Annotated in this window: 15 protein-coding genes; 9 read left to right on the plus strand and 6 right to left on the minus strand. The window is 47.4% G+C overall.

The window, feature by feature from the left end:
- Positions 1-111: 111 nt before the first annotated feature.
- Positions 112-1,116 (minus strand): tRNA dihydrouridine(20/20a) synthase DusA, encoded by a 1,005-nt coding sequence (dusA, locus tag RIN69_RS20645; RefSeq protein WP_313854232.1) that lies wholly within the window; start codon positions 1,114-1,116, stop codon positions 112-114.
- A gap of 220 nt (positions 1,117-1,336) precedes the next feature.
- On the opposite strand from dusA, the gene zur reads away from it, so the two are divergent.
- The gene (gene zur, locus RIN69_RS20650; protein ID WP_313854233.1) at positions 1,337-1,852 is read left to right on the plus strand and encodes a zinc uptake transcriptional repressor Zur; all 516 of its coding nucleotides are present in this window, start codon (positions 1,337-1,339) and stop codon (positions 1,850-1,852) included.
- 80 nt (positions 1,853-1,932) lie between these two features.
- On the opposite strand, the gene RIN69_RS20655 is transcribed toward zur, so the two are convergent.
- The 3 genes from RIN69_RS20655 to RIN69_RS20665 form a co-directional block, all read right to left on the minus strand.
- Complete coding sequence (locus RIN69_RS20655) at positions 1,933-2,145, minus strand: CsbD family protein (protein ID WP_313854234.1); 213 nt, start codon at positions 2,143-2,145, stop codon at positions 1,933-1,935.
- A gap of 310 nt (positions 2,146-2,455) precedes the next feature.
- Positions 2,456-2,947, minus strand: a complete 492-nt coding sequence (locus RIN69_RS20660) for a FidL-like protein (protein WP_313854235.1) — start codon at positions 2,945-2,947, stop codon at positions 2,456-2,458.
- Positions 2,928-3,722 carry a winged helix-turn-helix domain-containing protein gene (locus RIN69_RS20665; RefSeq protein ID WP_313854237.1) on the minus strand — a complete coding sequence of 265 codons (795 nt, stop codon included), beginning with the start codon at positions 3,720-3,722 and terminating at the stop codon, positions 2,928-2,930. Before RIN69_RS20665 ends, RIN69_RS20660 begins: the two co-directional genes overlap by 20 nt.
- Positions 3,723-4,280: 558 nt before the next feature.
- On the opposite strand from RIN69_RS20665, the gene RIN69_RS20670 reads away from it, so the two are divergent.
- The 8 genes from RIN69_RS20670 to RIN69_RS20705 all read left to right on the plus strand — a co-directional run bounded on the left by RIN69_RS20670 (position 4,281) and on the right by RIN69_RS20705 (position 11,864).
- Positions 4,281-4,793, plus strand: coding sequence for a helix-turn-helix domain-containing protein (locus RIN69_RS20670; RefSeq protein WP_313854238.1), 513 nt, complete (start codon positions 4,281-4,283; stop codon positions 4,791-4,793).
- 135 nt (positions 4,794-4,928) lie between these two features.
- A complete protein-coding gene (locus RIN69_RS20675) occupies positions 4,929-5,465 on the plus strand; it encodes a fimbrial protein (RefSeq protein ID WP_313854241.1) in 537 nt (178 codons plus the stop codon).
- Between the two features lie 89 nt (positions 5,466-5,554).
- Positions 5,555-8,044: a fimbria/pilus outer membrane usher protein gene (locus RIN69_RS20680; protein ID WP_313854242.1), complete on the plus strand. Its 2,490-nt coding sequence runs from the start codon at positions 5,555-5,557 to the stop codon at positions 8,042-8,044.
- A 53-nt stretch (positions 8,045-8,097) separates the two neighbouring features.
- On the plus strand, positions 8,098-8,817 hold the full coding sequence (locus RIN69_RS20685; protein WP_313854243.1) for a fimbrial biogenesis chaperone: 720 nt from the start codon (positions 8,098-8,100) through the stop codon (positions 8,815-8,817).
- A 2-nt stretch (positions 8,818-8,819) separates the two neighbouring features.
- Positions 8,820-9,356: a fimbrial protein gene (locus RIN69_RS20690; RefSeq protein ID WP_313854245.1), complete on the plus strand. Its 537-nt coding sequence runs from the start codon at positions 8,820-8,822 to the stop codon at positions 9,354-9,356.
- A gap of 25 nt (positions 9,357-9,381) precedes the next feature.
- Positions 9,382-9,906, plus strand: coding sequence for a fimbrial protein (locus RIN69_RS20695; protein WP_313854247.1), 525 nt, complete (start codon positions 9,382-9,384; stop codon positions 9,904-9,906).
- 172 nt (positions 9,907-10,078) lie between these two features.
- The gene (locus RIN69_RS20700) at positions 10,079-10,618 is read left to right on the plus strand and encodes a fimbrial protein (protein ID WP_313854249.1); all 540 of its coding nucleotides are present in this window, start codon (positions 10,079-10,081) and stop codon (positions 10,616-10,618) included.
- 196 nt (positions 10,619-10,814) lie between these two features.
- Complete coding sequence (locus tag RIN69_RS20705; protein WP_313854250.1) at positions 10,815-11,864, plus strand: hypothetical protein; 1,050 nt, start codon at positions 10,815-10,817, stop codon at positions 11,862-11,864.
- A gap of 67 nt (positions 11,865-11,931) precedes the next feature.
- On the opposite strand, the gene lexA is transcribed toward RIN69_RS20705, so the two are convergent.
- Together lexA and RIN69_RS20715 are read right to left on the minus strand one after the other, a co-directional pair.
- Positions 11,932-12,540, minus strand: a complete 609-nt coding sequence (gene lexA, locus RIN69_RS20710) for a transcriptional repressor LexA (RefSeq protein WP_313854251.1) — start codon at positions 12,538-12,540, stop codon at positions 11,932-11,934.
- Between the two features lie 105 nt (positions 12,541-12,645).
- Entirely contained in the window at positions 12,646-13,014 is a 369-nt protein-coding gene (locus RIN69_RS20715; RefSeq protein ID WP_313854252.1) for a diacylglycerol kinase, read from the minus strand.
- Positions 13,015-13,028 lie beyond the last annotated feature (14 nt).

Here is a 13,028-nt window from a genome sequence, read left to right on the forward strand (position 1 = left end):
TTAGCAGTGCAGTGGTGAAGGCAGAGTGGTGTGTTCTTGGTGAGATTAATTAAAAAATGGTTAAACATTAACTAACCCGGACAGCACGCTGCCGCCCGGGGTTCTGGTCAGTCAGACCACTGGCGTGGCGGCAGGAATTTTATCAGCTACCAACGACAGCGCTTTTTCCACTACCTCAACATCCGCGCCAGGCTTATGGGCATTTTCGCTCAGGTAACGACGCCACTGACGTGCGCCCGGAATACCCTGGAACAGTCCCAACATATGGCGGGTGACATGGCCGAGATAAGTACCTTTTGCCAGTTCAGCTTCAATATAGGGATACATTGCCCGCACCACCGCCACTGGATCGCTGGCTGCGGTATCCAGACCGAACAACTCACGGTCGACCTGCGTCAGAATGCCGGGATTCTGGTAAGCCTCGCGCCCCATCATCACGCCATCCAGATGCAGCAAATGTTGCTTAGCTTCATCCAGCGTTTTTACCCCACCGTTTAGCGATAGCGTCAGCTGTGGAAAATCGCGTTTTAGTTGATAAACACGTTCGTAGTCCAGCGGTGGAATTTCACGATTCTCTTTCGGGCTGAGGCCGGAAAGCCAGGCTTTACGCGCGTGAATGATAAACATGTCACAGCCACCCTGGGTGGCAACCGTCGAGATGAAGTCACAAAGAAACGCGTAACTATCCTGCTCATCAATACCAATACGGGTTTTAACCGTTACCGGAATCGACACCACATCACGCATTGCTTTAATACAATCCGCTACCAGCGCCGCTTCGCCCATCAGGCAGGCACCAAAACGTCCATTTTGTACCCGATCGGACGGGCAACCGACGTTAAGGTTTATTTCATTATAACCACGCGCTTCAGCCAGCCTGGCACACTGCGCCAGCGCCGCGGGATCGCTGCCACCCAGCTGCAATGCGACCGGCTGCTCTTCTTCACTCCAGGCAAGATAGTCGCCTTTACCATGAATGATCGCACCGGTAGTGACCATCTCAGTGTACAGCAGCGTTTGCTGTGTAAGCTGGCGGTGAAAATAACGGCAGTGACGGTCGGTCCAGTCAAGCATTGGCGCGATTGAAAAACGATGAGCAGGTAGATTCTGGGTCATGAAAAGCGATAACTCTGTGCGGTGGAATCGATGTCGATAATATGCGCAATGATATCACAGAATAGCGTAGGGGCGAGGGATGCCTTGCCCAAAAGCCGCGTTGAAACTCTCAGGGACCACTAAGCCAGGGGGTTGTCATCCGCGTCGAAAAAAACAGAGCATTCGGCGTTTTTTGCTGTACGTGATAAAATAACATTTCAATTCGGTCCGGAGATTCCTCATGAGCGCTATCGTTCCTGAACAAATTTTGTCGCAGGCAGAGCAACTTTGTCAGCAGCGCAACGTGCGTTTAACGCCGCAGCGCCTGGAAGTATTGCGTCTGATGACCGAACAGAAAGGGGCTATCAGTGCCTACGACCTGCTGGATTTATTACGCGTATCCGAACCTCAGGCTAAACCCCCCACCGTTTATCGCGCTCTGGATTTTCTGCTGGAACAGGGATTTATCCATCGCGTTGAATCAAACAACAGCTATGTGGTGTGCCACCATTTTGAACAACCGCAGCACACCTCGGCGATGTTGATTTGCGATCGCTGTGGTTCGGTTAATGAGAAGCATGCTGAAGGCGTTGAAGATATTTTGCAGGCACTGGCGCGCCAGTCAGGATTCGTGTTGCGGCACAGCGTTATCGAAGCACATGGGCTGTGTATTGGCTGTCGGGAAGTCGAAGCCTGTACGCATCAGGAAAGTTGCCAGCACGATCATACGGTGGTGAGTAAAAAACGGGGGCGTTAGGTCATTCGTTTTAAAGTGGCACACTCCGTGTGCCTTGGGGTAGGAGCATCGTCCTTAAATGAACTTTAATGCTTTGAGGACTACCAGCGATGATCGCTGTTATGGGTTTCCCAGTCCTTAACTTCTTTTTCCGCTTCATCCTGAGCGTAGCCATAACGTTCCTGGATTTTACCTACCAGTTGATCGCGTTTACCTTCGATCACCGTCATGTCGTCGTCGGTTAATTTACCCCATTTTTCTTTCACTTTACCTTTAAACTGTTTCCAGTTACCGCCGGCTTGGTCGCTATTCATAATATATTTCCTCTACCTTAGGTGATAACAGCTTTGGTGTTTCGTATTAGCTACGTCTCTACTGTTAGAAGAAAACGCTGTCCATTCGCTAAACACAGAGTTAATTATAGTAGCTGAAGCACATTGCGAACCGATATGTAGAGATTACTTCTGCCTGACAGTCTTACAGATAGAATAACTCACTGAAAGATAGCCAGTTTTAAGGTAATCCGGCCATAGTGCCGCGGTGTAACTAAATATGTCTGACGCAGACCCAACTCGGCAAAAGATGAATACCAGCCTACCGCCATTGTTTATGGGCAACAGCGCCTTATTTATCACGTATCAGGCAGAGAAACTGCGGTGAGTAGAGATTACCGATGACCCAGGCATTATTTAACACGGCGATCTTTACATAGCGCCCGCTGCCGGCGTCGGTACTGAAGATCAACCTGTCCACCAGGCCGTCGGGCGAATCATCAGCGGCACGTTTGTCCATCGTGAGCCGGGTCAAATACGCGGTGTTACCGTTCTGCAGGGCGTAATTGAAGCGCCAGGAGCGTGCAGTTGTATAGCTGACGCCAGCTTCGCTTATCTTTCCCACAACATCCAGATAGCCAGTATTATCATTGTGTAAGCTCAGATATATGTTCAGCCTGGCAGAGAAGTTTGCTGATTTATCGCGTATGGAAACGGCAGCAGAACAGTCATTGTCTAAAGTAGAGTAATTTTTTTTATGTCCGATGAAGGCAGATAAAATAGTTACAACGATAACAAAGACCGAAAGCATGAAGCCGATTATTCTACTCTTTTTTAGTTTCATAAGCGGTCTCGTAGAAATTGTAGCAGGAGGCGAGAAGTGTTCCGCTACGATCGTTCCTTTTGCAGATAGACAAAAATATTCTGCCGGGAAAACCATAATAAATTGGATCGGCTACCTGAATATAGATATCGTCATCAGATGTACAGCTCAGTTTTTCTGCATCAAGAACGTCCTTTATGATAGCCAGTTTCTGTTGTGCAGTTTCTGGCGATGCGGGTTTAAAAGCAAAGACCTGACAGCTATTAATTTTCCCCAGCAGCCAGGTTTTTTTACTGATCAGCTCGCCGTCGCTTTTATTGACAGAGAAGCTCCATTTTAGTCCCGATACGAGCGCCAAAATAAACAGAATCACACCAAGATTTATAAAAAAAAACCGGCGTTTTGTTCGTGGTTTGCTTTCTACCAGGGGAGATGGGCTGTCCTGTGGTTGATGAGTCGATGCGTGTTTTTCAACCTCGCAATCCCCGGACAACATAAAACCAATTCTTGGTACTGTAACGATAATTTCTTCGCTACACCCCATATTTCGAAACACTTGTCTCAGATCGGAAATATATTTATTCAGACTGTTATTTGAGCTTCTTAATCCATGTGCATCCCATACATGGCTAAGTATTTCATCTCTGCTTACGACTTCTCCTCGGTGCTCAAGTAAAAATGCCAGCAGGCGACTCATAGTAGCGGTTAATGTGATGCCGGATGCTTCATCTTGATCGAGCCAGAATAAACCATCAGTATTTCTGAATTTTACTTTGTTATTAATGATGTAGAACACCGTAGCTCTCGTGTGCTGAATAGTCCTAAAAATTATAGCCCTTTTTTCCAGAGTTGAACATACGGTTTAGAGAGGAAGTTTTTGGTGTGTTTATCTTAATTACATTTATATAACCTTATAAATTAGAATAATCTTCCGAATTAATCATTTTTACTTATACAAATGGCTGTTTTTTTTACCAGAGACTACTATGGCTCTCGCTTTCGCTGACCAGCAACGTGAGTATTGAGAAGGAGAAGTCATGCATTGTTATTTTTCGATGATGTAATGAAAGAAAGATACCCAAGAAAATTCCCATATAAAGGTTGTGCCTATTGATGCCAGTGGTTAGTTAAGGTTGACCCTTTTAAATTTAAGGGATTAAAACTAACTTTTGCCCGGTTTTTTTTGCTTTAAATCAATGAAATATACAGTGGCCATGGCCTTTTTATCTGTTTATTTTTTTTATTGTTGGGAGAAAGGGGCTGCTATTGCATAATTTCTCAATCGTTGACCAGAACGAAAAGAGTGCATCACCAGAGAAAGTTCTTTGTTCGGTATAAGAAATGGATTTTTAAAATGGAATGGAACTGCCGTAATAACAATATAAAAGTAGTGAACTCTATTTTTTCAGAGGATAATTTTTTCGTCTACGGTCTTTGTAGATTGTTAAGCATGGATTTTATTAACGCCTTTTTCACCGTGCTCGATTTCGACTGCCAACACATAGATCATGTTCTTATGTCCGTCTCTGACGGTAAAGAGAAAGTCGCCTTTGTATCCAATGACATTGACTTTTATAAGGCAGAGAAAATTGGCATACCCCATGTTTTAGACAAAAGAAGTAGTGTGCAGGACATTCTCGGTTTTTTTTTACTTAAGCGTGATTCTGGAATTTATCATACCAAGAAAAAACTGACACGACGTGAAAAAGAACTTTTGACGTTAATGTCAGATGGTGTGACGCACCAGGAGATGACGACTAAGCTGGGAATTAATTATAAAACATTTTATACCCATCGCAGAAACCTGATGTTGAAATTAGGCTGTGATAATCGAATATTTCTGCAAAATTTATTTGTGCAGCGATAACCAAGCCCTCCGTCTGGATCGCTGAAAAAACACTTCACCAAAGTAAGTCAAATAAAAACGCTGTATCAATTGGAGTCATGCTGACTCTGTATTTCTGTCACCAATGCAAATGAAATATCAATAAGGAAATTAAACATGAGTACATTAGCCAAACTGAGCGCACTTTCCGTATTACTGGCCGCTTTTGGTGCAAGCGCGGCACAGGGTGAAGGGGTTGTAAACTTTAAGGGTACCGTTGTTGATGCCCCGTGCGGTATTGAATCTGATTCTGCCGATCAGTCCATCGATTTTGGTCAGATCTCAAAAGCCACACTGGCCGCAGGCGGTATTTCCCAGCAGAAAACTCTGGCTATCAAGCTTGTTGGCTGTGATGTCAGTAATGTCTCTAAAGGCGTACAGGTCACCTTCAACGGTAATACCATGTCTGCTCCAGGTGAAAATGGCACAACAGTACCGGTAGCAACCGAGCTGGCAACCTCTGGCCCGACCAACACGGCGATTATTATTAACAATGGTACTGACCTGAGCTTCGGTAAGGCGACCAACGATATTCCGTTGGGTGACGGTCAAAATACTCTGCAGTTCAATACCTGGGTGAAACAGGCTACGGGCAAAACCGTTGCTGCGGGCGATTTTACCGCGGTAGCGAACTTTAACCTTAGCTACCAGTAAATACAGGTGAGGAGCAGGGGAGGATTCCCTGCTCCTGATAAAGATCAAATCAGGGAAGTCTGGTTATTTTAACGATGTCTGCGATCACAATGAAAAATAATTTATTTGCCGTCATTAAAATGACTACAGCTGTGATCTGTCTGAGTTTTTGTAAATACTCGCTGGCAGTCGAATTTAATACAGACGTTATTGATTCCAGCGATCGGAATAATATCGATTTTACCCGTTTTTCACAGGCCGGGTATATCATGCCCGGGCAGTATCAGCTTCAGCTCGTCGTTAATGGACAGAACGTCTCGGTCAGTGAACTATCCGTCTCTTTTATTGATGTACCTGATAGCAAGGGCCAGCTGGTATCGCGGGCCTGTCTGACCCCCGAAATGGTGGCGAAAATCGGCCTTACTGAGGCATCGCTCGCCAGGGTGACGTGGTGGAATAACCACAGCTGTGCTGATTTGGGGCCATTATCTGGCAGCACTATTCAGGCGGACCTTGCCGCAGGTGAACTGAATATTACTCTGCCTAAGGCGCTGCTGGAATATTCAGACGCTTCATGGCTGCCGCCCTCCCGTTGGGAAAATGGTATTCCAGGCCTGCTATTTGATTACAACCTGAATGGGCTCGTGACGCGTCCAAATGAAGGCGATCAGAGCCAATCCCTGAGTTATAACGGTACCGTCGGCGCCAACTTTGATGCCTGGCGGCTCAGAGGGGATTATCAGGGCAGCATTAACCGTACGCAAGGAAGTGCGAACGGCACCCAAAGCCAGTCTGACTGGACGCGTTTCTATTTGTTCCGTGCGTTGCCACGGCTACAGTCAAAGCTGACGCTGGGTGAAAACTATATTAACTCTGACATTTTCAATGGCTGGGCATATACCGGCGCCTCTCTGGAAAGTGACGATCGTATGCTGCCGCCCCGACTGCGCGGTTACGCCCCACAAATTACCGGCATAGCGGAAACCAATGCCAGAGTCATAGTAAAACAGCAGGAGCGCGTGCTGTACGACTCTACCGTCCCTGCCGGACCTTTCAGCATCCAGGACCTGGACAGCTCTATTCGCGGGCGACTGGACGTAGAGGTGATTGAGAGTAACGGACAAAAAAAGACGTTTGTCGTCAATACGGCTTACGTACCTTATCTGACGCGTCCGGGACAATTGCGTTATAAACTGGTTGGTGGACGCTCTCGCTATTTAGGGCATGAGACGGAAGGCCCCGCTTTCACCGGTAGTGAGTTGTCATGGGGCGTTAACAATAACTGGTCGCTGTACGGCGGCGGAATTTTTTCCGGTTCCTATAATGCTCTGGCAATAGGTATTGGTCGCGATTTATATGAGTGGGGTGCACTGTCGAGCGACGTGACCCAATCCGTCGCGCGTTTTGATGGTAAAGAAACACTGATGGGTAAGTCCTGGCGCTTAAGCTATTCGAAACGCTTTGATGACGCGAATACGGATATCACCTTTGCCGGATATCGCTTCTCCGAACGCGATTATATGACGATGCAAGGTTATCTCGATACCCGCTATCGGAATAATATCGCCGGACATGACAAGGAACTTTATACGGTTTCACTGAATAAATATTTTTCCGAACAGCGAATGTCGGTAAATGTTCAGTACAGTCATCAGACATACTGGGATCTGGGTACGTCGAATTATTACACTCTATCTTTTAACCAGTATCTCGATATTCTGGGATTCAAAAATCTCTCTGTCGGCCTGACGGTATCGCGAACAAAATATCTTGACCGCGATGATAATGCCGGATTCCTGCGTATTTCTGTACCGCTGGGCACGGGTATGCTCAGTTATAACGGCAGTAAGAACGACAGCCGTTACTCGCAGACGATAGGATATAGCGACACTCTAAATAACGGCATGGACAGTTATAACATTAACGCCGGGTTAAACCACGGTGATAATACCAGTGGCGGAACATTTAATGGCTATTACAGCCGCCATAGTTCACTGGCCGATGTATCAGCCTCTTTTGCCACGGTACAAAATAATTATAGTTCGCTAGGGTTAAGCGCTTCCGGTGGAGCGACAATAACGGCGAAGGGAGCGGCTTTACATGCCGGTGGTCTGAATGGCGGTACACGAATGCTGGTATCAACTGATGGCATCGCCGGCGTACCCGTGGATGGTGGGCGAGTGTTCACTAACCGCTGGGGAACGGGTGTGGTGACGGATATCAGCAGCTATTACCGTAACACAGTATCTGTTGATGTCAGCAAGTTGCCAGAGGATATCGAAGCCCCGCAATCGGTAGTTGAGTCCGCTCTTACGGAAGGTGCCATCGGCTACCGCAAATTTGAAGTTCTGAAAGGTGCGCGTCTGTTTGCCGTACTGCGTACCGCAGAAAATAATCATCCTCCTTTTGGTGCCGCCGTACTCAATGCCAAAGGTCGGGAATTAGGTATGGTTGGCGACGATGGCCTCGTTTGGATCAGCGGCGTTAATCCAGGTGAAACCCTGAGTGTCAGTTGGAACGGAAAGGTGCAGTGTCTCACCGATCTTCCTGACAACCTGCAGCCTGACCAGCAATTATTATTACCGTGTCGTGCAAATTAATAAATTATGTCGTCGGCAATCAGTCGGCGGGCAGAAAAGAACTGGAGAAAAAAATGTTTAAATTAAGGACGATAGTGTTGATTGTCGGTGTTTTTACGATATCAACAGGCTATGCCGCTATTTCAATGGATCGCACCCGAATTATTTATAATGGGGATGAAAAATCCATGGCGTTGAATATTGCCAATGAAAATAATCAATTGCCCTACCTGGCCCAGGTTTGGCTGGATAATGACAAGCAAGAAAAGCTCACCACCGGCCCGTTAGTGGTCACACCTCCGGTCCAGCGTCTGGAAGCCGGAACGAAAAGCCAGCTCAGGCTGATGTCTACCCCCGGAATCAATCAGCTGCCCCAGGATCGTGAAAGCTTGTTCTATTTTAACCTGCGTGAAATTCCTCCAAAGAGTGATAAAGCGAATGTTCTGCAGATAGCGCTGCAGACTCAGGTCAAACTCTTTTATCGTCCGGCGGCGATCAAAGCCGAACCTAATAAAGTTTGGCAGGATCAGTTGGTGCTGCATCCCGAAGCGGGTGGCTATCGTATTACTAACCCAACGCCGTATTACATCACCATTATTGGCTTCGGTGCTTCCCGCCAGGATGCTGAGAAAGGGAAATTTGAAGCGGTAATGGTAGCGCCAAAATCAGAGTTGCAGGTGAAAGCTCCCCAGACCGGAACGCCGTGGCTCACGTTCATTAACGACTACGGTGGGCGACCAACGCTGCCTTTCCGCTGTGAGGGTAGCCAGTGTACTGCTACAGACAAGGGCTGACGATGATCAGGCTCCTTGTCTGCCTGATGATGTTATGCCTGCTTGGCCTCTGTGGGCGAGCCGGAGCCGATGTGGTCTTTACCGGAAATCTGCTGGATCGTCCTTGCCAGCTGGATCCGGCATCGGCGGGACAAGATGTGACTTTTTCCGAAAGCGCACTGCCACAATTTCACAACGCGCCCGGCAGAAGCAACAACAAAAACTTCGCGATCAAATTGCTTAACTGTCGGGCGGAGTCACTTGGGAAGATTGTCAAAGTTGTCTTCTCAGGCGAGGCAGAACAACGCGTGCCGGGGGCACTTAAAGTCTCAGGAGTCAATTCTGGCAAGTTAGCGGTTCAAATTATCGATACGGACGGTAAGACGCCACTGGCTCTGGGAGACGCCCACCACGCCGGCAATGGAGAGGTGATTGCCTCCGAGATCGTTACGCTCAACTTTAGCGCCTATGTACAGGCCACGCCTGAAGCTCTGGCTGACAAAAGCGTGCAGCCAGGTGATTACAGCGCGATCGCTACTTTTGAAATTAACTATCAGTAATGTCAAACAGATAAAGGAATAAGAAATGCTGCGTTTTAAAATAAAAATTGGCACGCTACTGGCTGCCTGCATTCTGCCGCTGACCGCCCAGGCGGATACCAGTATGGTTTTCACCGGTAATCTTGTCGTTCCACTGTGTACCGTGAACAACAACACTCAGGTGACGGTGCCGTTCGGCGACGTGGAGATCCAGACGCTGACCGCGGTAAACACCCCTTACGACCTGCAAGAGATAACGATCCCCGTCAACTGCCCCTACACTCTCGGTGCGCCGAGGCTGACAGTGACTTCATCGACGGTCCACGATGCGGCCCAGGGCGTACTACAGACCTCGAAATATAGCGAAGGGTTGGTTGTCTATTTACGTCAGAAAAATGGCACTACTGCCCTGCCGCTGGGGACAGAAACCGATGTTACCTCATCCGTTACCGGTAGTGGCACCGCCCGGACCCTGGCCCTGACGGCCGGTATCGGACGCATTAAAGATCTTGATGCGCTGACGCCTGGAGAGTTTACCGCCAGCTCAACACTACAGGTACGCTATCAGTAATATCCGGCCAGAAGAGCAATAAAGGATGGCCAGCACCATTGTAAAGCTGCATTGATCCGGACTCAGGCAGCTTCCGCTGAGCTGGCCTGACAATATGAACAGGCGAAGACCTTTTCAGATGCATAGCAACGTTAAAACAGCACAGACGGATCTACTAAGAGGCGTAAAAATTATGTCGCTAAAATTAATGAAAATAACAGCAGTAATTTCTTACTCGATGCTGTTTCTGTCTGGCAGAACACTTGCAGAAGATATCCCTATCAGTATTACAGGAGAGGTCTATATTCCTGCCTGTCAGGTTAATGGCGGAGAAACGATCGAAGTAAAGTTTGGAGATATATCCGTAACGGACGTGGCCAACCCAAAAAATTATCAAAAAATTAGTGTGCCAATTACTTGTGATTATCCTCAGGGAACAGCTTACGTGAAGGTGACAGGGACTCAACTGGGCGCGAATACAAACGTACTGGCAACGAATGTCAGCAATTTTGGCATTGCTCTTTATCAGGGAGAGGGAACGTCCACTAAATTAACCCTTGGAGGGGGGACAATCTATGGGTCAGTATCCATTGGTTATCCAATCACTAATGGGCTTTCAGGAAAAGAATCAGGCGTTTTCGTTTTCACAGCAGTGCCATTTAAAAATGGTACCGGTCAGTTGGAGACAAAGGCATTTTCGGCCTCTGCAAGTATGAGCATAAGTTACTTTTAGTTATAACCGCCACAGGCGTCTCAGCACGTCACGATTGTAAATGCCAGGCCAGATTTGTGTGAAGAAAATTATGAATCATTGCGGATATATCTCAATGCGTTCGAGAAATAGCAGTTACGCACTAAAAATACAGCATCAGCAATGCTGATTTTTTAATGTGTAACTCTGAAAATAATATTTAAAAGGAGTTGAAAAGGTGAATGTAGTTAATTACTTTTTATCTTTTATTTTTCTTTGCTGTAGTATACCTGCCTTTGCCTATGACCCTTGCCGTGATTTGCAAATATTGTGGCAAATGGATGATAACTCACAGGCAATCCCTCCAATAACCGTCAGTAATGGTAGTACAGCGGATTACTTTGATATCACTTTACCCGGGTTACCGTCCACCGCACCAGGAAGCGTATCATGGATTCAACGTTATAATGTTCCCTTTGGCACGAATAATATTGCAAGTGGAAACGGCAGCAAGAACCTGGCGACATGGATAGCATTACCCGCTGGAGGGGGCGATATCTCTCTGGGTGACGGATTGACGGGCCGTATAGAAATTATTTCCGGAAACTATCTTGTGCGCGGAATATATTCAGGTTTTCAGACCTATTCTGGTCCGTACAAATTTCCTAATTGGGTGGGAAATTTTCCGAGCAGTCTTAATGTCGGATCCCGTTATCCGCTGGTCGAAAACTCTTTTACTGAGACAAAACTGCGCGTTTATATCACCAAAGGGAGCGCTTTTTCCGGCACATACAACGTGAGAATTCCAATAAAGATCGGAGCTGAAGAGTGGTATAAGGGAGAAAAATACTGTTCTGGTGGGGGTGGGGTTGAGCTGGCAGTGGCATCTATGCAAAATCGATTTGCTCCAGTGCAGGTTAATGTGATGGCCAGCTGTTCTTTGACCGGAGGCAGTAATATTGCCATTAATCATGGAAAAATAACTACCGCACAGGCTCGTAGCGGACACTCTTCAAGTACTAATTTTGGGATTAATTGCGGGAGCCCGTCTAACGTGCAGTTAACCTTTGAGGGGGTTCAGCCTGTCTCCGGAGAGGCCAGAAATGTGACGAAGTGTGGTAATAATGGAAAATGTACATTGACGGTTGATGATAATGCCAGTTTTGTTGGTGTTGTCGATGGCAGTAAAAATTTTAAGATAAGCTCCGTCTATCAGACCGTTGGATCCAGCACCCCTGACTCAGGCGCTTTCTCGGGTAATGCAATATTGAGAGTTCTGATGCAATAAAATAGACAATGTAAGTCACGGCGCGTGCCTGCGGAGGATAACAGCACGCGCTAAAGGAAGTAGAAGGTTACAGCCAGTTGCCGTTGCGAATCACACCGACCGCCAGACCTTCAATCGTCAGGGTTTGCTGACGAAGATCGACCACAATTGGCTGAAAATCACTGTTTTCAGGCAGTAACTGAACCACATTACCTTGTTTCTTCAGTCGTTTGACGGTGACTTCATCGTCAATACGCGCTACGACAACCTGTCCATTACGCACGTCCTGAGTCTTATGCACTGCCAGCAGATCGCCATCCATAATACCGATGTCTTTCATCGACATGCCGCTGACGCGCAACAAGAAGTCTGCATTAGGTTTAAACAGATTGGCGTCGACCTGAAAATGGCCTTCAATATGCTGTTCTGCCAGCAATGGTTCACCCGCTGCGACGCGACCGATCAGCGGCAGGCCGCTCTCATCTTCCATCATCAGACGAATGCCGCGCGAAGCGCCGGAAACGATCTCAATCACACCCTTACGCGCCAGGGCTTTCAGATGCTCTTCCGCGGCGTTGGGGGAACGGAAACCTAATTGCGAGGCAATTTCGGCGCGTGTAGGAGGCATACCCGTCTGATTAATATGGTCACGAATCAGATCATAGACCTGCTGCTGCCTTGCCGTTAATGCTTTCATTCCGCCCCCTGGTTGTTTATACAGTCGCTGTGAGTATATACAGGTATTCGCTGCTTTGAAACCTAAAGCTGCGTAAAAAACGACTGCTTGTCAATTTCTGCCTGGTCAGGCGAAATGTGCCCATAACAGCATTATCCAGACAAATACCGCTAACAGAATGGTGAGTAACACCGCCGCAGACCCCATATCCTTGGCGCGTCCGGAAAGCTCATGCATTTCACTGCCGATCCGATCCACCACCGCTTCTATCGCGCTGTTAAGGATTTCTACGATAATCACCAGCAGTACTGAGCCGATTAGCAGTACACGAGTGATGGCATCCACATCAAGCCAGCAGGCAATAACGATCGCCACCACTGCTGCGATCAACTCCTCGCGAAATGCGGCTTCATGCTGCCAGGCGGCACGCAAACCTTTCCATGAATAACCTGCTGCTTTCACAATTCGCGCAAGGCCGGTTACATTATTTGTCATAATCAGGGAACCCT

Source organism: Winslowiella toletana (assembly GCF_032164335.1).
In the GTDB taxonomy this organism is placed as follows: Bacteria; Pseudomonadota; Gammaproteobacteria; order Enterobacterales; family Enterobacteriaceae; genus Erwinia; species Erwinia toletana_A.